The organism is Chitinophaga sp. 05T412 (assembly GCF_056396465.1).
In genome coordinates this window covers 106,431-124,828 of sequence record NZ_JBFTLN010000008.1, presented here as the reverse complement: position 1 = coordinate 124,828, position 18,398 = coordinate 106,431, and the positions used below count along the sequence as shown (strand labels likewise).

Annotated in this window: 13 protein-coding genes; 10 read left to right on the top strand and 3 right to left on the bottom strand. The window is 46.3% G+C overall.

Annotated features, from left to right (window positions below):
• The first annotated feature begins 138 nt into the window (after nt 1-138).
• From AC1DFM_RS18615 to AC1DFM_RS18605, 3 genes are all read left to right on the top strand, one after another.
• Entirely contained in the window at nt 139-3,216 is a 3,078-nt protein-coding gene (locus AC1DFM_RS18615) for a tetratricopeptide repeat protein (protein WP_477078249.1), read from the top strand.
• 46 nt (nt 3,217-3,262) lie between these two features.
• Nucleotides 3,263-4,912, top strand: a complete 1,650-nt coding sequence (locus AC1DFM_RS18610) for a hypothetical protein (protein ID WP_477078248.1) — start codon at nt 3,263-3,265, stop codon at nt 4,910-4,912.
• Between the two features lie 237 nt (nt 4,913-5,149).
• The gene (locus tag AC1DFM_RS18605; protein WP_477078247.1) at nt 5,150-6,085 is read left to right on the top strand and encodes an HU domain-containing protein; all 936 of its coding nucleotides are present in this window, start codon (nt 5,150-5,152) and stop codon (nt 6,083-6,085) included.
• 2 nt (nt 6,086-6,087) lie between these two features.
• On the opposite strand, the gene AC1DFM_RS18600 is transcribed toward AC1DFM_RS18605, so the two are convergent.
• Complete coding sequence (locus AC1DFM_RS18600; protein WP_477078246.1) at nt 6,088-6,987, bottom strand: SDR family oxidoreductase; 900 nt, start codon at nt 6,985-6,987, stop codon at nt 6,088-6,090.
• A gap of 155 nt (nt 6,988-7,142) precedes the next feature.
• Nucleotides 7,143-9,266: a prolyl oligopeptidase family serine peptidase gene (locus AC1DFM_RS18595; RefSeq protein WP_477078245.1), complete on the bottom strand. Its 2,124-nt coding sequence runs from the start codon at nt 9,264-9,266 to the stop codon at nt 7,143-7,145.
• A 138-nt stretch (nt 9,267-9,404) separates the two neighbouring features.
• Here AC1DFM_RS18595 and pfkA point away from each other — a divergent pair, with 138 nt between their 5' ends.
• The 4 genes from pfkA to AC1DFM_RS18575 all read left to right on the top strand — a co-directional run bounded on the left by pfkA (nt 9,405) and on the right by AC1DFM_RS18575 (nt 14,067).
• The gene (pfkA, locus tag AC1DFM_RS18590) at nt 9,405-10,385 is read left to right on the top strand and encodes a 6-phosphofructokinase (RefSeq protein WP_079468763.1); all 981 of its coding nucleotides are present in this window, start codon (nt 9,405-9,407) and stop codon (nt 10,383-10,385) included.
• A gap of 12 nt (nt 10,386-10,397) precedes the next feature.
• Entirely contained in the window at nt 10,398-11,885 is a 1,488-nt protein-coding gene (gene pyk, locus AC1DFM_RS18585) for a pyruvate kinase (RefSeq protein WP_477078244.1), read from the top strand.
• 126 nt (nt 11,886-12,011) lie between these two features.
• Nucleotides 12,012-12,581, top strand: coding sequence for a TetR/AcrR family transcriptional regulator (locus tag AC1DFM_RS18580; protein ID WP_477078243.1), 570 nt, complete (start codon nt 12,012-12,014; stop codon nt 12,579-12,581).
• 79 nt (nt 12,582-12,660) lie between these two features.
• On the top strand, nt 12,661-14,067 hold the full coding sequence (locus AC1DFM_RS18575) for an MFS transporter (protein WP_477078242.1): 1,407 nt from the start codon (nt 12,661-12,663) through the stop codon (nt 14,065-14,067).
• On the opposite strand, the gene AC1DFM_RS18570 is transcribed toward AC1DFM_RS18575, so the two are convergent.
• Nucleotides 14,057-15,232: an MFS transporter gene (locus AC1DFM_RS18570; RefSeq protein WP_477078241.1), complete on the bottom strand. Its 1,176-nt coding sequence runs from the start codon at nt 15,230-15,232 to the stop codon at nt 14,057-14,059. The two genes, AC1DFM_RS18575 and AC1DFM_RS18570, sit on opposite strands and share 11 nt — an antisense overlap.
• A 111-nt stretch (nt 15,233-15,343) precedes the next feature.
• On the opposite strand from AC1DFM_RS18570, the gene AC1DFM_RS18565 reads away from it, so the two are divergent.
• From AC1DFM_RS18565 to AC1DFM_RS18555, 3 genes are all read left to right on the top strand, one after another.
• Nucleotides 15,344-16,699: an NAD-dependent succinate-semialdehyde dehydrogenase gene (locus tag AC1DFM_RS18565; protein ID WP_477078240.1), complete on the top strand. Its 1,356-nt coding sequence runs from the start codon at nt 15,344-15,346 to the stop codon at nt 16,697-16,699.
• Between the two features lie 157 nt (nt 16,700-16,856).
• Entirely contained in the window at nt 16,857-17,813 is a 957-nt protein-coding gene (coaA, locus tag AC1DFM_RS18560) for a type I pantothenate kinase (RefSeq protein WP_477078239.1), read from the top strand.
• Nucleotides 17,813-18,397 carry a Crp/Fnr family transcriptional regulator gene (locus tag AC1DFM_RS18555; protein WP_477078238.1) on the top strand — a complete coding sequence of 195 codons (585 nt, stop codon included), beginning with the start codon at nt 17,813-17,815 and terminating at the stop codon, nt 18,395-18,397. Before coaA ends, AC1DFM_RS18555 begins: the two co-directional genes overlap by 1 nt.
• Nucleotide 18,398 lies beyond the last annotated feature (1 nt).

The window sequence follows — 18,398 nt, the reverse complement described above, 5'->3', positions numbered from 1 at the left end:
AGATATAACTTTTATATTTGCGGGTGCCCGCAAAAACAAGGGGATTCCTTTGCCGCTCAACATCTTTGCGGGAAATGCAGGAAATATTTTGCCGGAAGATTCGTTTTAAACGCATATTCAAGAAATAACAGCTATAGCATGCACTTCATAAGAAAAGTTTTAGTACCCGGACATCTGTACTTCTCGCTCGTGGCTTTCGCCGGCGCAGGGCTGGCAGGAATGCCTGCCGCACAAGCACAACAAACCCGTGTATATACAGATCCGGAAAAAGTATTCAAGGACGCACAGCAATATTTCCAACACGAGAAATATGCAGTATCCATGCAGCTTTTCAAGCAAACAATTGATAACATCGATTATTTCCACGAAACGAACCGCGACCTGGTTAAAACAGATGCGTTCTACTATTATACCATTTGTGCCCTCAAACTGCAACAGGACAATGCAGAGAAAGAAGCACTCCGGTTCCTGAAAATGGCCAACAACAACGCCCGCGAAGAACTCGTGAGCTACCAGCTGGCCAAATACTATTTCCGCCAAAACAAACTCAAAGAGGCCATCCCCCTCTATGAGAAAGCCAATATCGAAAACCTGTCCAATGCGGAAATCGCAGAAGCCAAATTCGAACTGGCCTATTGCTACTTCAACCTGAAAGACTTTAAAAAAGCACAGCCGCTCTTCTCCTCCATCAAAGAAGTTCCCGGCAAATACAGTCTGCCAGCCAATTACTACTACGGTTTCATCGCCTACTATAACCACCAGTACGGAGAAGCACTCAACAGCTTCCAGAAGGTAGTCAATGAACCTAAATACAGCAATGTAGTACCTTACTACATCGCCGAAATTTATTACTTCCAGGGTAAAACAGATCAGCTCATCGCCTACACAGAACCCCTCCTCGATAAAGGTGGCCAGTACTACGAAGCAGAACTGAAACAACTCCTCGGTAAAGCTTATTTTGAAAAGAAAAACTACCAGAAAGCATTACCCTACCTGCAAGACTTCCAAAACAATGCAGAAGAGGTAAGAAATGAAGATATCTACCAGCTGTCGTACGCCTACTATCAGACCAACAACCTGAATAAGGCGATCAGCGGCTTTAAACAATTAAGCAGCTCAAAAGATTCACTGGGCCAGAACTCGATGTACCTGTTGGGCGACTGCTACCTCCGCACCGGCCAGAAGTCAAATGCCCGTAACGCCTTTGCTTTTTGCGCCAACAACAGTTCCAATGCACAACAACAGGAAATTTCCCGCTTCAACTACGGCAAATTATCCTATGAGCTGGGCTACCCGGATGCAGCACTCAATGAACTGACACAGTTTGTAAAAACTTACCCAAAGTCTACCTATAACAAAGAGGCCCGGGAAATACTGGTGAATCTCTTCATGAACAGCAACAACTACAAAGATGGTTTAGCTACCATTGAAATGATTCCCGATAAAAACCCTACCGTACTGAAAGCTTACCAGAAAGTAGCCTATGGACGCGCCACCCAGCTGATCAATGACCAGCAACTGGCCGAAGCCGACCGCCTGCTGGATATCGCTATCAGCAACCCATACGATCCACAAATCAAACAACTGGCGCATTTCTGGAAAGCAGAAATTGCCCTCCGCCAAAATAAAACAGACCAGGCCATCACTAACCTGAACGCCTACCTGAATACGACGGCCCCCGTGTCCGGCGAAGCCAATGCACAAACCGCCAGCTATAACCTCGGTTACAGCCTCCTGAAACAAAACAAATACGCGGAAGCATTGCCTCACTTCGAAACTGCACAGAAAACCAGCGGCCCCAACGCACAACGTATTGCCACTGATGCGGCACTCCGTAGCGGCGACTGCTACTACATGCTGCGCCAATTCCCTAAAGCACTGGCACTGTACGACCGCATCATCAGTAACAACGATCCCGGCGCCGACTACGCTACTTATCAGAAAGCCGTCATCCTGGGCCTTCAGGGAAAACAAAGCGAGAAATTAAACCTGTTAAAACAACTGGGTAACAAGTTCCCCAGCTCCGGTTTTAATAACGAAACAGATATGGAAATAGCCAATACCTATCTCTCGGAAGAAAAATATACAGAAGCTATTCCTTTCCTGGAGAATGTATTGCAAAAACAACCCAATGGCGCCAACGCACCAAGAGCATTGCTGAAACTGGGTTTGTGCTACTTTAACAAAGACAACGACAGCAAAGCACTGGCTTATTATCGTCAGGTAGTGGAGAAGTTCCCCGGCTCACCCGAAGCAAATGAAGCCCTGCAAAGTATGAAATCGATCTATGTGAGTCAGGGTAAAACTGACGACTACCTCGCTTTCCTGAAAGCCAGCGGCAGAACAGTGACTGCTACCGCAGAAGATTCCCTCACCTATGCCGCAGCGGAATCGCGCTTCAGCAACAACGACTGCACAGGCGCCACCGTTGGATTCAATAACTACATCCAGAAATATCCAAACGGGCAGTTCATCTTACCCGCTTACTTCTATAAAGCGGAATGCGCCTATAACAATAAAGACTATACGGCCGCACTGCCTGCATATGAATTTGTATTGTCGCGCAACAACAGCCTGTATGCAGAAAGATCTGCCCTGCAGGCCGCCAATATCAACTTCTACCAGACAAAAAATTATGAGAAGTCGAGGACCTATTACCTGCAACTGCAGGACCTCGCTACCAGCAAAGAAAACAGTCTTTCTGCTACCCGGGGATTACTCCGCAGCAACTATCAGCTGAAACGCTGGGATGAAGTATCCAACTACTCAGAAATGCTGCTGGCCGCTGCCAACATCAGCACCGACGACCAGATCATCGCGCATTTCTATCGTGGTAAAGCACAGCAACAGGCGAGAGATTATGCTGCCGCGCTAACAGAATTCAAAACCGTTGCCAACATGACCAAATCTGAAACAGGCGCAGAAGCCCGCTATAATATAGCCGACTGCTACCTGCAACAGAATGAACTGGATGCTGCGGAAAAAGCCGGCTTCGATGTGATTAAAAATACCCCATCCTACGAATACTGGGTGGCAAAATCATATATCCTGCTGGGTGATGTATATGCCCGTCAACAGGACTATTTCAATGCAAAAGCTACTTACCAGAGTATCGTTACCAATAGCACCATTCCTGAACTGAAACAGGAAGCGAAAGAGAAACTGGCAAAAGCAGAAGCAGAAGAAAAAGCAGCTGGTAAAAAACCAAAGAAATAACATTCCTTCCGGATGTTGGAATTTTGACATTTAAGCGCAACACAGCATGAACATTCAAGCAATATATAACAAACGTACTTTCATCACCACCGCACTGGGCGTAGCCGGACTGCTGTCTTCACAAAAGACATTCGCACAGGAACCGCTGAAACAGGAAACGATTGATATCATTTCCACCAATCAGCCTAAACTGCGGGATGCCTATAAACTCAATCTCACCGCTACTTTGCCGGGAATTGATACCAACAGGCCTTCACTGAAATACCAGATTCCGGCGCTCAACCTGAATTTCATGTACCAGGCCACGTCATTGAAACCACTGGCCTTAGGAAAGGATTCGCTTTCTTACCTGCAAAACAATTTCCTGAAACTGGGCTATGGTAATTTAAAAACACCTTATGTACAGGCTGGCTTCGGTAGTGGCAGAAAAGACGTGTATAACTACGGGTTATTTGTGAACTACACCGGCTCACAAGGCAAAGAAATCTCCGACCAGATTTACAGCAACCTCAATGTATTGGCTGCTGGTACCTACCTGTTGCCTAAACTCCGCTTCGATGCAAGTATCGGATACGACCGGAATACCGTACACTACTACGGCTATGGCCATGATACTGCCAATTATAAAAAAGATGATACCCGTCAAACCTTTAATCAGATTACCGCTACCGTAGGGATGCAGAACCGGCCGCAAAACGACTGGGCATTTACCTTCCAGCCACAGGTGAAATTTATTCTCTTCAATGATGCCTTCAAACGCACAGAGAATACGTTTCTCTTGAAAGTACCTGTACGTAAGCAAGTGTTTGAAGATATCTACATCGGCGTTGAAGGCGTATTTGATTTATCTACCTACAAACAGGATAATAACCGCGCCATCAACAATAATATCGCGGCCGTTCATCCGGCAGTGGACATCATCAAGCCCGGCTTTGTGTTGCACGCAGGGGTAAATCCTACCTGGACCGACAGTAAGTTCTACCTGCTGCCTGATATCGTGAATGAGTCGCACCTGGTACGCAAAAAACTGATCCTGAGCAGTGGATGGATCTCTTATTTTGAAAAGAATTCTTATCGTAACCTGGCCAACAAAAATCCGTTCCTGGCAGGCCTTCCGGGCGATGTACTGAATACCCGTGTAGAAGAAAAATATACCGGTATCAAAGGTACGTTAGGCAGTCACTTCAACTATAACACCAAATTCGCTTCCGTTACCTGGTACAACATGCCGCTGTTTGTAAATGATAGCGCCGATACCAAAATGTTTACTACCCGTAACGAAACCATGCTCCGCGCTTTCCAGCTGCATGCGGAAGTGGGATATATAGAAGAAGAAAAATTCCAGGCACGTGTAAGCTTCGACTGGTACAACTATAACAAACAGGAAAAAGAAGTGCAACCATGGCACCTGCCTCCTTTCCAGGGYGATTTATTTGTGCAATATACCATTGCTAAAAAATTACGCCTGAATGCTGATCTCTTTGCCCTGAGTGGTAGCTACTACCTGCTACCCAACAAAGATTTCAACAAAACCAAAGGTGCATGGGACCTGAATGCGGGCGCATCCTATGATATCACGAAAAACTTCGGCCTTTGGGTGAATGCCAATAATATTTTCAACTCTCATTACCAACGCTATTACCTGTATCCAACTTATGGATTCAATGTAGTAGGCGGAGTATTGATAAAATTCTAAACGGGATACAACCCGATCATATCAGCTTTTAGCCATTAGCTTTTAGCTTTTAGCAAAATGCAGCGGAGATAAGCATATTATATGTTCTCCGCTGCATTTTGCTAAAAGCTAAAAGCTAATGGCTAAAAGCTCCCAAAAATCCTTATCTTCCCTTTTGGCAAACAGCAGAAAGCACCAGAAAAACACCATATCCTGCGTTCTCCGCTGCATTTACTAAAAGCAAACAGCTAAAAGCCAATGATGTTACAACTATATATCCAGGAAGTGCTGTTTAAACAGCGGGTTTGTGTGGTACCACAGCTGGGAACTTTTTCTGTACAACATTTTCCGGCACATTATAATTCACAAACACAAACACTGACACCACCCCGTGAGCAGGTGATGTTTACCCAGCAATGGCAGGATGACGGCTCTTGTGTAGAGTGGATTGCGCTTAAAGAAAACCTGGTACCGGCAGTAGCACAACGTAAATTTGAAAAGTACCTGGAAGAAATGAAAGAAGGCCTGAAGTCCGGTAAGCCATTGGTACTTCCGGGTATTGGCCAGTTGCAGGGCGACTTTACCGGCAATATTCATTTCCATGCCGAAGAGCTGCCTGTGGAAAAAAACAGCTTAGATATTACACCCATTGACCGCCCCGAACATAAAACGGATTATAAACCTGCCGCCTATACGCCGCCACCTTCCCCTCCAGCCATAGAGCCTATTATGACAGAAGAAGTGGAAGAAACACTGGAAGCCGTTACGGAAGAAAGTGGGTTTAAATGGTGGTGGGCTGCTATTCCTATTGCGGCAATTGTAATTGGTATTTGTGTATGGCTCTACCTTGCAACGGCCGTTGTTAGCAATCCGGTATCTATTACCATCAATACAGACTCTATTGCAAAGCAACACGCTATTGACTCTCTGAAACAGGTAGCCATTGCCGATTCAATAGCTGCAGCGAATACCATACAGACTTATTTTGCGGTGATAGATATCCTTAAGGATAGCACAGAAGCAGTAAAACGACAGAAGAAACAGGCTAAATGGGGAAGAATGCTGACAATTTATAAGAAAGACAGCTTATTCAGGACTGCAGTAGAATTGCACGTATTACCAGCAGATACAACGCCACATCTGGATACCATCCGGCGGGCGTTTAAAAGGCAGGACATCTACCTGGAACATTAATCTTACACTTTAATTTCACCCGCTACAATCTCCAGCCCCTCTGCAAAAGTATGGGGCTGGTAGCCTAGTTCTTTTGCGGCTTTATCGATTACTAACCCTGTTTTAGCAGGACGGGCAGCAGGTTGCGCCAATGTTTTAGAACTAATCTTTTCTACCAGCGAAGTATCCAATTGGAAGAATTCTGCMGTTTTAATGGCCATATCATATGGTGTCAGTACTTCACTACCGGAGATATTAAAGAAACCACCGGCTTTTTTATCTGCAATCAGCAAACAACCTTTCGCCAGATCATGACATAACGTAGGCGTACGCCATTGGTCATCTACTACTTTTACTTTCTTACCTTGCTGCAAATTATTTTTTACCCAGGTAATCATGTTATTGCGATGTGGATCGGCTACTACGCCATATACCAGTACGGTGCGTACAATAGCCCATTGCAATTTGCTGTTGGCGACCAGGCGTTCTGCCGCTACTTTACTGGTGCCATAATAATTGATAGGATTTACGGCAGCCTCTTCGCCGTAAGGTCCCTGTAAACCATCAAATACAAAATCAGTAGAGAGAAAAATGAAGAAGGCATTCACACTTTCCGCCGCATGTACCAGATAACGTGTAGCGCCTACGTTAGTATCCCAGCAGGCATCTTTATTTTTTTCGCAATCATCTACCTGCGACATGGCGCCACCGTGAATAATCACATCCGGCTGATGCTTTTCTACGAGTTGCTTTACACTGCCGGCATCCCGGAGGTTTACCGCCTCATAAGTGTAATTATCCCGCAGGGGAAAACGATTAGGGCCTCTGCCTGTAGCTATAACGTCATACTTTCCATCTTGCAGAAAAAGCGGGATCAAATGCTGACCCAATAATCCGTTACTACCTGTTATAAGTACCTTCATATTTATTTGTTAGCCTATTTTTAAAGATAAGGAAAAAAGCAGAAAGCATAACGCAGAAAGCAAAAAGCTATTGTAGCGAGTGACTACTGCGAACAAACTATTCGCTTTGGTCCATTTGCTACAATAGCTTTTTGCTTTACGCTTTACGCTTTCTCCTATATACCCATGCCCAGATTAAACATCGTAAACGCCCAGATATCTGTCGCCTCGTCGATTAATTTAGACGTGGGTTTTCCTGCGCCATGCCCGGCCTGTGTTTCAATGCGGATCAGGGTAGGATTAGGACCTGCATTATCCGCTTGCAGCGTAGCTGCAAACTTGAAGGAGTGTGCAGGTACTACACGATCGTCGTGATCACCGGTGGTGATAAGTGTAGCCGGGTAAGACGTACCAGGTTTCAGGTTATGCAACGGTGAATATTTCAGCAGGTATTTAAATTGTTCTGCGTTGTCGCTGCTACCGTACTCCACTGCCCAGGCCCAGCCGATGGTGAATTTCTGATAACGCAACATATCGAGCACACCTACAGCAGGCAATGCCACCTTGAACAGATCAGGACGTTGCGTCATGCAGGCGCCTATCAGCAGGCCACCATTGGAACCGCCGCGAATGGCGATCTTTGACGGATTGGTATATTTCGTTTTCACCAGGTACTCCGCAGCTCCGATGAAATCATTGAATACATTTTGTTTTTTATCGAGCATGCCGGCTTTATGCCATGCCTCCCCGTATTCGCTGCCACCACGCAGACATACTACTGCGTAAATACCGCCCTGTTCCATAAAGTACAGATTGGAAACGCTGAAGGCAGGTGTTTGTGGGATATTAAAACCGCCATAGCCGTATATTAATACCGGATTATTGCCGTCTGTTTTTATACCTTTTTTGTAAGACAGGAACATCGGAATGCTTTCCCCATCAGCGCTTTTGAAGAAGACCTGTTTGGTTTCAAAATCAGCCGGATTAAACTTCACCGCAGCCTTATCATATAAAGCAGATGCACCGGTTTTAATATCATATTTATAGATGGTAGGTGGTGTGACGAAAGAAGTAAAGGAATAGAAAAATTCCTTATCGTCCTTTTTACCGCCAAATCCACCGGCTGCGCCGATGCCGGGCAGTTTTATTTCACGTACCAGCTTGCCCTGGTAATCATGTTGATATACTTTGGTAGATGCATCTTTCAGATAAGAAAGGAACAGATAGCCACCACCGGTGCCTACGCCCTGTAAGGCTTCTTTCTTTTCCGGTACCACTATTTTCCAGTTAGCTTCTTCGGGATGTGCGGGATCAATCAGCACCACCTTATAGTTGGGGGCGTTGTGATTGGTACGTACCAGCAGTTTATCGCCATCGTTGTCAATTACCTGTGGTTCATAGTCAAAGCCTTTCACCAGCAGGGCAAAGCCTTGCTGTGATGGGTTATGCGTATCCTTATAGTGGAGTTCCCCGCCGGAAGTGCCTTCGGTGGTGTTAAGAATAAGGAAGCGTTCATCTTCCGTTACCTGGATACCGGCGTTACGCAGCGGATGTGCATCATCTTTATATATTAACTGGTCTTTATCCTGTGTATCGCCCAGTTGGTGATAATATACTTTCTGGTATTCATTTTTGCCGGAAAGTTTGCTTTGTTCATCGGGTTTATCGTAACGGCTGTAGTAGAAGCCATTTCCTTTCCAGGAGAGGCCGCTGAATTTTACCCATTCGAGTTTATCGGCCAGCAGTTGTTTGGTGGCTACGTCCATGACAAAGCCTTCCTGCCAGTCGGACCCGGCTTTGGCGAGCAGGTAGGCAGCATATTTACCATCTTTGGAAAAGCTGAGGCTACCTAATGCGGTGGTACCGGCGGTTGAGAGTTTGTTCGGGTCCAGGAAAACTTCTGATGGGCCGCCCAGGGTGGCAGAACGATAGAGTACGGCCTGGTTCTGCAAACCATCATTTTTAAAATAGTAATAATAATCACCATGTTTAACTGGTGCACCATTTTTTGGGTAATTCCAGAGTTCTTCCAGGCGTTTCCGGATTTCCGCACGGAAAGGGATGTGGGAAAGATAGTCCTGGGTAACCTTGTTCTGTGCTACTACCCAGGCTTTTGTTTCTTCGCTGTGGTCGTTTTCGAGCCACCGGTAAGGATCTGTTATTTTGGTGCCATGATACTCATCTACCGTATCTACCTTTTTGGTATCCGGGTAAGTGATGTGTTGTTGTTGTCCCATTGCCTGTAAAGTCAGCATACTCACGCTCATAAAGATCCACCTCCTATTATATTTTTTAAACATGCGTAAAATTTTTTAAAAATTTTGGGTACTTTGTTTGACGGAAATTAAAAATTTAGGTTATTTCATCAGATAACAGTTAGAAAACAATTGCAAAATGTTATTTTTGTGCGCCTTTAAGATATTTTTTTAGCAATTTATATGAAAAAACTGAACAACATTGCAGTCCTTACATCGGGAGGAGATGCTCCTGGCATGAACGCCGCAGTTCGTGCAGTTGTAAGAACGGGCATTTATCATCAGCTGAATGTGTATGGCATTATGTACGGCTATAGGGGAATGTTGAAGAACGAAATTTTCCCAATGGAGTCGAAGTCTGTTGCCAACATCATACAGCGCGGGGGCACCATATTGAAGACCGCCCGGTGCAAAGAGTTCTATGAATATGAAGGGCGAAAAATGGCTTACGAAAATCTGAAAAAACACAACATTGACGGGCTGGTAGTTATTGGTGGAGACGGCTCGTTCAATGGTGCGCAAAAGTTCAGCCAGGAATTTGACATTCCGTGTATAGGCTTGCCTGGTACTATTGACAAGGACATTGCAGGGACTGATTCTACTATTGGTTTTGACACGGCGGTGAATACTGCGGTAGAAGCGATAGATAAAATCAGGGACACAGCGGATGCGCATGATCGCTTATTTGTAATTGAGGTAATGGGCCGTGATGCCGGTTACATCGCTTTACACAGCGGCATTTCCACTGGTGCGGAGCATATATTGCTGCCTGAACGCAAAACAGAAGTAAATGACATTATCGAAGAACTGCAGGCCAATGAACGCCGCAGGAAATTGGTTAACCTGATTGTAGTGGCTGAAGGTGATGAAACCGGCGGTGCTACAGAAGTTGGTCGCATTATTAAAGAAAGGTGCCCTCAGCTGGACACCCGGGTAAGTATCCTCGGGCATATTCAGCGTGGCGGCGCTCCCACCTGCACAGATCGTATTCTGGCCAGCCGTCTCGGCTACGCAGCAGTAGATGCCCTCCTCGAAGGCATTCATAATGTAATGATTGGCGTGGTAAACGACAAAATCCATTACACTCCTCTTGATAAAGCTGTTAAAGCCAAACAGGAAATTGACCCCGAATGGTTTAAGATTGTTAAAATTCTAGCGAGTTAAAAAATTAGACTTATGAGTACAAAGGATCTATCGAAATACTACCACAAGCAGATGGACAACGCTGCAGGTAGGGAACACTCTTCGCACAAAACAAAAATCGTGGCTACCGTAGGCCCGGCCTGTGATACCTATGAAGGATTACTCACCCTGGTAAAAGCAGGTGTGAATGTATTCCGTCTGAACTTCTCGCACGGATCGCATGAAGACAAAGCACGCATCATTGAATACATCCGTCAGATCAACAAAACTGAGCCTTATACTGTAGCGATCCTGGCCGATTTACAAGGTCCTAAGCTGCGTGTAGGTGAAATCGAAAACAATGCCCTGCCGCTGAAAAAAGGCGACCTCCTCACCTTCGTAAATGAGAAGCTGGTAGGTAACATGGAAAAAATTTACGTTTCCTATCCCGACCTGTACAAAGATCTTCGCGTTGGCCAGAAAATTTTGCTGGACGATGGTAAAATCGAAACCGTTGTAAAAGAAATCACTGCAAACGGTGAAATCAAAGCTGAAGTAAGTTTACCAGGTGTACTGTCTTCCAAAAAAGGCTTTAACCTGCCAGATACCAAAATATCTCTGCCAGCACTGACGGAGAAAGATATTATCGACCTGGAATTCATCATCGATCACGAATGCGACTGGGTAGCTTTATCTTTCGTAAGAAGTGTAAAAGATCTCGCTGTACTGCGCAAACGCCTGGAAGCACGCAATTCTAAAATTAAGGTGATCTCTAAAATTGAGAAACCTGAAGCCATCCAGAACCTGAAAGAAATCATCTGGGAAAGTGATGGGGTAATGATTGCCCGTGGTGACCTCGGTGTGGAACTGCCTGTTGAGCAAATTCCAATGATCCAGAAAGATATCATCCGCAAGTGCATTCACCGTGCAAAACCTGTTATCGTGGCAACACAGATGATGGAAAGCATGATGGACCGCACCCGTCCCAACCGTAGTGAAATCACCGACGTAGCAAATGCCGTACTGGAAGGCGCTGATGCAGTAATGCTCTCCGGCGAAACCGCTACCGGTATGTTCCCTGAACTGGTGATTCAAACCATGAATAAAATCATCCAGGAAGTGGAAAAAGAAGCGATCATTTACAACCGTAACCTGATCCCTCACCGCCACTCTCCTACCTTCCTCTCCGATGCGCTGTGCTACAACGCTTGTAAAATTGCGGAAGACCTGGATGCAGATGCCCTCATCGGTATGACCCAAAGCGGATACACCGGCTTTATGCTGAGCAGCTACCGCCCACGCAGCCCACTCTTTATCTTCACCAAAGAAAGATCACTGGTAAATCAGCTCAGCCTCAGCTGGGGTGTACGTGCCTTCTACTATGAAGAAGAAGAAAGCCTCGATGATATCGTTTTCGATCAGATCAACATCCTGAAAGAAAGAGGTTTCATTAAATCCGGCGACGTTTGCGTAAACACCGGTAGTACACCAGTAAAAGAACACTTACCGACTAACATGTTGAAGATCACGAAAGTGGACTAACATTTACATATTAGCTAATTGGATTTAGCAAAAGCAGCGAAGGTATTCTTCGCTGCTTTTTTTATGGGTTTTAAAAAATACATACAGACTTGTCTGTTTTTGAGAAATAATCCCTAATATTGCCTCATGAAAGAAAATGGTGCTAAAGAAAGAATCCTGAATGCTGCCGGTGAATTATTCTATGAACAGGGATACCTGGCCACCGGCATCAACCAGATTATTGAAGAAGCAGGCATCGCCAAGGCCAGCCTGTACCAGCACTTCCCCTCCAAGGATGCGCTGCTAACCGCTTATCTGCTCAGAACCCGCCTCCATAACCACGAGTTAAGGATGCAGTTTCTGAATACATTGGCCCCGGGAAAAGACAAGCTTATGGGCCTCTTTGAATACCGGCTGCAGCATATGCAAAGCAACCAGTTCAAAGGCTGCGCCTTCATCCGCATTGCCTACGAACTACCCGGACTCAGCGACGAAGCCTTGGTGCAAATACGTACCCATAGCCAAACCATCCAGCACTTTATCGCCGAACAATTATTAGTCATTCGCAAAAACTTCCCGGAAAATGAACTAAATGAGATGGCAGACATGCTGCTCAATCTCTACGAAGGCGCCGGCCTGCAGGGATACATCCTGAAGTCCGCCAAGCCCATGGAAGACACGAAAAAGGTAGTAGCCCGACTACTCAACACACTATAACATACTTTCCTTAATAATTAAACGCCCATCGGCCCGCTGATGGCGATATACTTTTCACTGCTTCAAAAATTTTGCTTGTATGAAAACAGACCAGTCTGTATATATTCATCCGCCAGCGACCAACCCATGGATCACCCTGGGCGTTATCCTGCTGGCGCCACTCATCACCGTGGTAGACATCTTCATCGTTAACATCAGCGCCCCCGCCATCAAAGGCTATTTTCACAGCACAGACGCCGCCCTGGAGCTGGTCATCGCCTCCTACCTGCTGGGATACGCAGTATTCCTCATCACCGGCAGCCGCACCGGCGATTACCTCGGCAAAAAACGGGTACTGATCACCGGACTGGCCGCCTTTACCATCACCTCCGGCATGTGCGGCTTTGCCACCTCCATGGAAATGCTCATCGTATCCCGCCTGCTACAGGGCATAGCTGCCGCATTTACGGTGCCACAAACTATTACATTGATTCAGCTGACTTTCCAGTCGCCCGCCGACCGCGATAAAGCCTACGGCTTCTACGGCGCCTCATTGGGTACCGGCGCCACCATCGGACAATTCCTTGGCGGATACTTCATTTCTTCTCACCTGATCCACGACAGCTGGCGATTGATTTTCCTCGTAAACCTGCCCATCGGCGCCATCGCCATGATACTGGCCTCCTACTTTGTACAGGAATCCCCACAAAATAAATCGACCCGTTTTGATGTACCTGGCACCCTTTTGCTCACCCTGGCCCTGTCTCTCTTAATATATCCTATTGTACAAGGCACAGAACTGGGCTGGCCGGCATGGACCATCGGTATGTTGGTATTCGCGTTACTGCTATTAATTATTTTCGTTCGATATCAATACCGGATGGGCATCCTGCAACGGGACCCGCTGGTGCCACTGGATCTCTTCCGCATCCGCAGTTTCAACACCGGCATCATCAGCGTATTCTTTTTCTTTGGGGTGAATACCGCGTATATTTTCATCATCTCCATCTTCTTCCAGTCGGGCTTTCATCTCCCTCCTTTCAAAACCGGTAATTACTTCGTATTGCAAACACTTTCTTATCTGACGGCCTCTTTGTGGTCTATCAAAAATGCAGGACGCTATGGAGTCCGGCTGCTGCAGGCGGGTGTTGTTGCCATTGTGCTGGCTTTTGTCCTGCAATTAATTTTATTTCAGGGAGATGGGATCACGCCCTGGGCTATTTTTCCTGGCTTGATCATCTACGGCATGGGCTCTGGCTTGCTAATGCCTTCCTTATTAAAAGTAGCCATGTGGGATATGCCTGCCGCCAAAGCAGGAGCTGCCAGTGGGGTGTATTCCACCATCCAGCAAATTGCTTCTGCTTTGGGCGTAAGTATTTTAGGTGGTATTTTTCTACACCTGGCACATACTTCAGGCAACTATTACCTGGCTTATAAAGTAGCGCTGTTTTGCATGATAGGCTATCTGGCAATAGTCATGTATATGTTGCGCCGGGTTAAGCGTTGACAACCTTATTTTCCTTTTTATAGGTCAGCACATAAATGAGAAAAGCGGTGGCAATTAAAGCAGTACCTGCAATGCAAACGCCTGTCCATTGTGCAAAAGACCATACCCACAAGCCAATACCGGAGCCAAGCGAGGTGCCTACAAAGCTGGTGGTCATAAACACCGTGTTTAAACGGTTCCTTGCTTCCGGTAACAGTGTATAAATGCGGGTTTGATTGGATACATGGATTCCCTGCAAGCCCAGGTCTATCGCAATGATACCAGCGATGATGCCGATAATATTGGCCCGGAAAGCATAAAATAAAAAGTAACCCAGGAATAAGAAAATGATACCATACCCAATGGCTATACGAGGATTTTTCTTGTCCGCAATCCGTCCGATCAATGGCGCTCCTAAAGCTCCGGCAGCAGCGGCCAGCCCCATCAATCCAATTTGCTCACTCGTGTAATGGAATGGTGCATCTGACAACAGAAATACCACCGTCGTCCAAAACATACCAAACATTGCAAAGCAACAGGCATTAATGGCGGAGGCTTCTCTTAACATGGGCTGCTCCTTGACCAACGTCAGCAGCGACTTCATCAGATCGCCGTAAGTACCCTTGAAATTCGGCTTACTGGAAGGAAAGGAAGTCATCATAATCACCGCCAGCAATGCGCTGATACCGGCTGCAATCCAAAACATGGCGCGCCAGCCCAGGTGATGGCCCACTACGCCACTGAGCGTACGTGATAATAAAATACCCACCAGCAAACCACTCATAATAGTACCAATCACTTTACCACGACTGGCAGGATCAGAAAGATTTGCCGCCAATGGCAGGATCAACTGAGGCACTACCGAAGTAAAACCAATTAGTAAACCCGTTATTTTCAACATGGTGATATTTACCGACATGGCGGCTGCTATCAACGCACCTACTGCCGCCACCGTCATCACTACAATCTGGCTTTTTCTTTCCAGCTTATCCCCCAGCGGCACACAGAATAGTAGTCCCAGTGCATATCCCACCTGTGTAAAAAAGGTAACTTGTCCCGCGTTGCTGTCGCTGACGCCGAATTCTTCGCTCATCAGTACCAGCAAGGGTTGGCTATAATAAATATTTGCCACAATGAGCCCGGTACAAAGGGCCATAATTAATATATTCCATCTGCTAAGTGCCATAAAATCGTGCTGTCTTTTTTTGACGATGCAAAGATAGCAAGTTCGCTTTTACGACTTCGCTTTTAGTGGAAAACGGTAAATTTGCGTGACTATTTACTTAAAGCTAACGGTATGTTTACAAGCATTAATCCATTTACACAGGAAACCATCGCTGAATATACAGCACATACGCCTGCAGAAATAGAACAGAAATTACAGTTGGGTCATAAAGCCTGGCAGCAGTTAAAGGAGGTGTCACTGGAACAACGCCGCCAGTGGATGATGCAGGTGGCACAGTCCATGAAGGACCAGGTAGATATGCACGCCGCACTGATTTCACAGGAAATGGGGAAAACGTTGAAAGAAGCCAGGGCAGAAGTATTGAAATGTGCTACCTCCGCGGAATATTATGCTGAAAACATCACGGAGATGCTGCAGCCAAAACCGATCCGCTCTGATGCATATAAAAGTTATGTATCTTATGAATCCAAAGGTATTATACTCGCGATCATGCCGTGGAATTTCCCCTACTGGCAAGTGTTCCGTTTTGCTATTCCGAATATACTGGCAGGCAACACAGGTCTGCTGAAACATGCGAGCAATGTAAGCGGCTGCGCGTTGGCCATCGAAAAAATATTTTCCGACAGTAATTTTCCGGCAGGCACTTTCCAATCGCTGCTGGTATCTTCCAAAGACATTACCCCTGTTATTGCAGATGACCGCGTGCAGGGCGTTACGCTCACTGGTAGCACACCAGCGGGTAAAAGTGTAGCGGCGCTGGCGGGTCAATATCTCAAGAAAACCGTACTGGAGCTGGGAGGTAGTGATCCTTTTATTGTTTTGAAAGATGCAGACCTCGAAGCAGCTGCTAAAACAGCCGTACAAGGCCGCATGCAAAATGCCGGGCAATCCTGCATTGCTGCCAAACGCTGGATTGTGGAAAAAGAAATAGTGGCCGACTTTACCGCAGCGGTAAAACGCGTTATCCAGGATATCAAACAAGGCGACCCCTCCCTGGAAACCACTACCATGGGGCCTATGGCGCGTCCGGACCTGGCAAAAGATCTCGCGAGGCAGCTACAGGAAAGCATTAGCCAGGGCGCAAAGCTGGAGTTGGGCGGCACGTATGAAGGCTGTAACTTTGCACCCACACTGCTAACCGGGGTAACCAATCAAATGACAGCTTTCAAGGAAGAAACATTTGGCCCACTGGCCGTTATCATAGAAGCTAAGGACGAAGCACATGCTATTGCCCTCGCCAACGACACCATTTTTGGATTAGGCGCTGCTCTATGGACCAGCGACCTCGATAAAGCAGCCAAACTAGCCACTCAGATAGAAAGCGGTAACGTTTTTATCAACGCCATGGTACGCTCTGATGCACGTTTGCCCTTCGGCGGCGTAAAACAATCGGGCTACGGACGCGAACTATCACTGGAAGGGGCACACGAATTTTTGAACATAAAAACTGTCTATATACAACAATAAAGCTTTTAGCCATTAGCTTTTAGCTTTTAGTAAATGCAGCGAAGACTAACATTTGCTCCTGCTGCGTATACTAATAGCTACAGCCTCGACAGATAACCAATCGTTATCTCCGCTGCATTTGCTAATGGCTAACAGCTAAAAGCTAACAGCTAGTACAATGACCACTTCTCTGAAACGCGACCGCTACTCTCCCTATATCAGTTTCTCCCGTAAAGACTGGGCAGAACGAAGCGGTGATGCTTTGCTGCAAATGCAGGACTACGACCTGGAAGCGCTGCATGGCATGAACGAACCACTTACACAGGAAGAAATTACACAGGTATATCTTCCATTGGCGCACCTGTTAAATTTATACGTTACCGCCTCGCAAAAACTGCATACTGCCACCAGCAATTTTTTAAGCAGTCAGGCGCATAAAGTACCTTATATCATTGGCATTGCAGGTAGCGTGGCGGTAGGAAAAAGTACCACCGCCAGAGTGCTGCAAAAATTATTACAGGCATGGCCTAATCATCCACGGGTAGACCTGGTGACCACAGATGGATTTTTGTATCCGAATAAAGTACTGGAGTCCCGGAATATCATGAACCGTAAGGGTTTCCCGGAAAGTTATGATATCAAAAGGCTGATACATTTCCTGGCGGATGTAAAATCCGGTAAAGAGAAAGTAGCAGCGCCACTGTATTCACACCTGGAGTACGACATATTATCGGGGCAACTACAATGGATAGAGCAGCCGGATATCGTGATTGTAGAAGGTGTGAATGTATTACAGGTACGTCCACGGCAACAACAAAAAGATCCCGCCGTTTTCGTTTCTGATTTCTTCGACTTCAGCATTTATGTAGATGCGGCAGAAAAAGATATCCGCAAATGGTACATTGCCCGTTTTGAATCATTGCGCAGAACCGCCTTTCAGAATCCGGATTCCTTCTTCCACCGCTATGCGCATCTCTCCGATACCGCCACCGTGGAATTAGCCACACAAATCTGGGATGATATCAACAAACCTAACCTTGAACAAAACATTGCGCCTACCCGTTATCGGGCCAGTTTGATCCTGGAAAAAGGACATCATCATTTTGTGCAATCTATTCAACTGAGAAAAACTTAATGCCAGATACTAAAAGAATACGCGAACAGCTGCAGGCATTGCTAAAAGCTTCCATGGTAGATTGGACATCCTTTGAGGCAATCCTGCAGCCGGTTACCTTCGTGGCAGGAAGCTATCTCTCTGAGGCAGGGAAAACCTCCCATGCTATTTTCTTTATTGAAACGGGGATTGTGCGGGTATTTACGCTGCACCAGGGCAAAGAAATCAGTATGGACTTTGCCTTCCCCGGATCTTTTACCGCTTCTTATGCCTCGTTTATTACCCAGCAACCAGCGGCAGTATATCAACAGGCCATTACGCCCGTAACCGGCTATGCTTTCTTTTACGACGATTTGCAGGCACTCTATGCTACCTCCCATGAAGCGGAGAAAATTGGCCGGCTGATGGCGGAGTACCAGTACCTTCAGAAATACAACCGGGAACTGTCTTTCCTTCAGTTAACTGCGCAGGAAAGGTATGCACAATTGCTGCGGGAACACCCGGAAGTGATCCAGCATATAACCATCAAACAGATCGCCTCTTACCTGGGCATTGAACCAGAGAGCTTGAGTCGCATCCGTAAAAATATGAGCCAGCCGGATTAAC

Coding starts and splice junctions, on each gene's coding strand:
- AC1DFM_RS18565 (WP_477078240.1), top strand. CDS start 15,344: ATGTTTACAAGCATTAATCCATTTACACAGGAAACCATCGCTGAATAT.
- coaA (WP_477078239.1), top strand. CDS start 16,857: ATGACCACTTCTCTGAAACGCGACCGCTACTCTCCCTATATCAGTTTC.
- AC1DFM_RS18555 (WP_477078238.1), top strand. CDS start 17,813: ATGCCAGATACTAAAAGAATACGCGAACAGCTGCAGGCATTGCTAAAA.
- pfkA (WP_079468763.1), top strand. CDS start 9,405: ATGAAAAAACTGAACAACATTGCAGTCCTTACATCGGGAGGAGATGCT.
- AC1DFM_RS18615 (WP_477078249.1), top strand. CDS start 139: ATGCACTTCATAAGAAAAGTTTTAGTACCCGGACATCTGTACTTCTCG.
- AC1DFM_RS18595 (WP_477078245.1), bottom strand. CDS start 9,266: ATGTTTAAAAAATATAATAGGAGGTGGATCTTTATGAGCGTGAGTATG.
- pyk (WP_477078244.1), top strand. CDS start 10,398: ATGAGTACAAAGGATCTATCGAAATACTACCACAAGCAGATGGACAAC.
- AC1DFM_RS18605 (WP_477078247.1), top strand. CDS start 5,150: ATGATGTTACAACTATATATCCAGGAAGTGCTGTTTAAACAGCGGGTT.
- AC1DFM_RS18575 (WP_477078242.1), top strand. CDS start 12,661: ATGAAAACAGACCAGTCTGTATATATTCATCCGCCAGCGACCAACCCA.
- AC1DFM_RS18580 (WP_477078243.1), top strand. CDS start 12,012: ATGAAAGAAAATGGTGCTAAAGAAAGAATCCTGAATGCTGCCGGTGAA.
- AC1DFM_RS18570 (WP_477078241.1), bottom strand. CDS start 15,232: ATGGCACTTAGCAGATGGAATATATTAATTATGGCCCTTTGTACCGGG.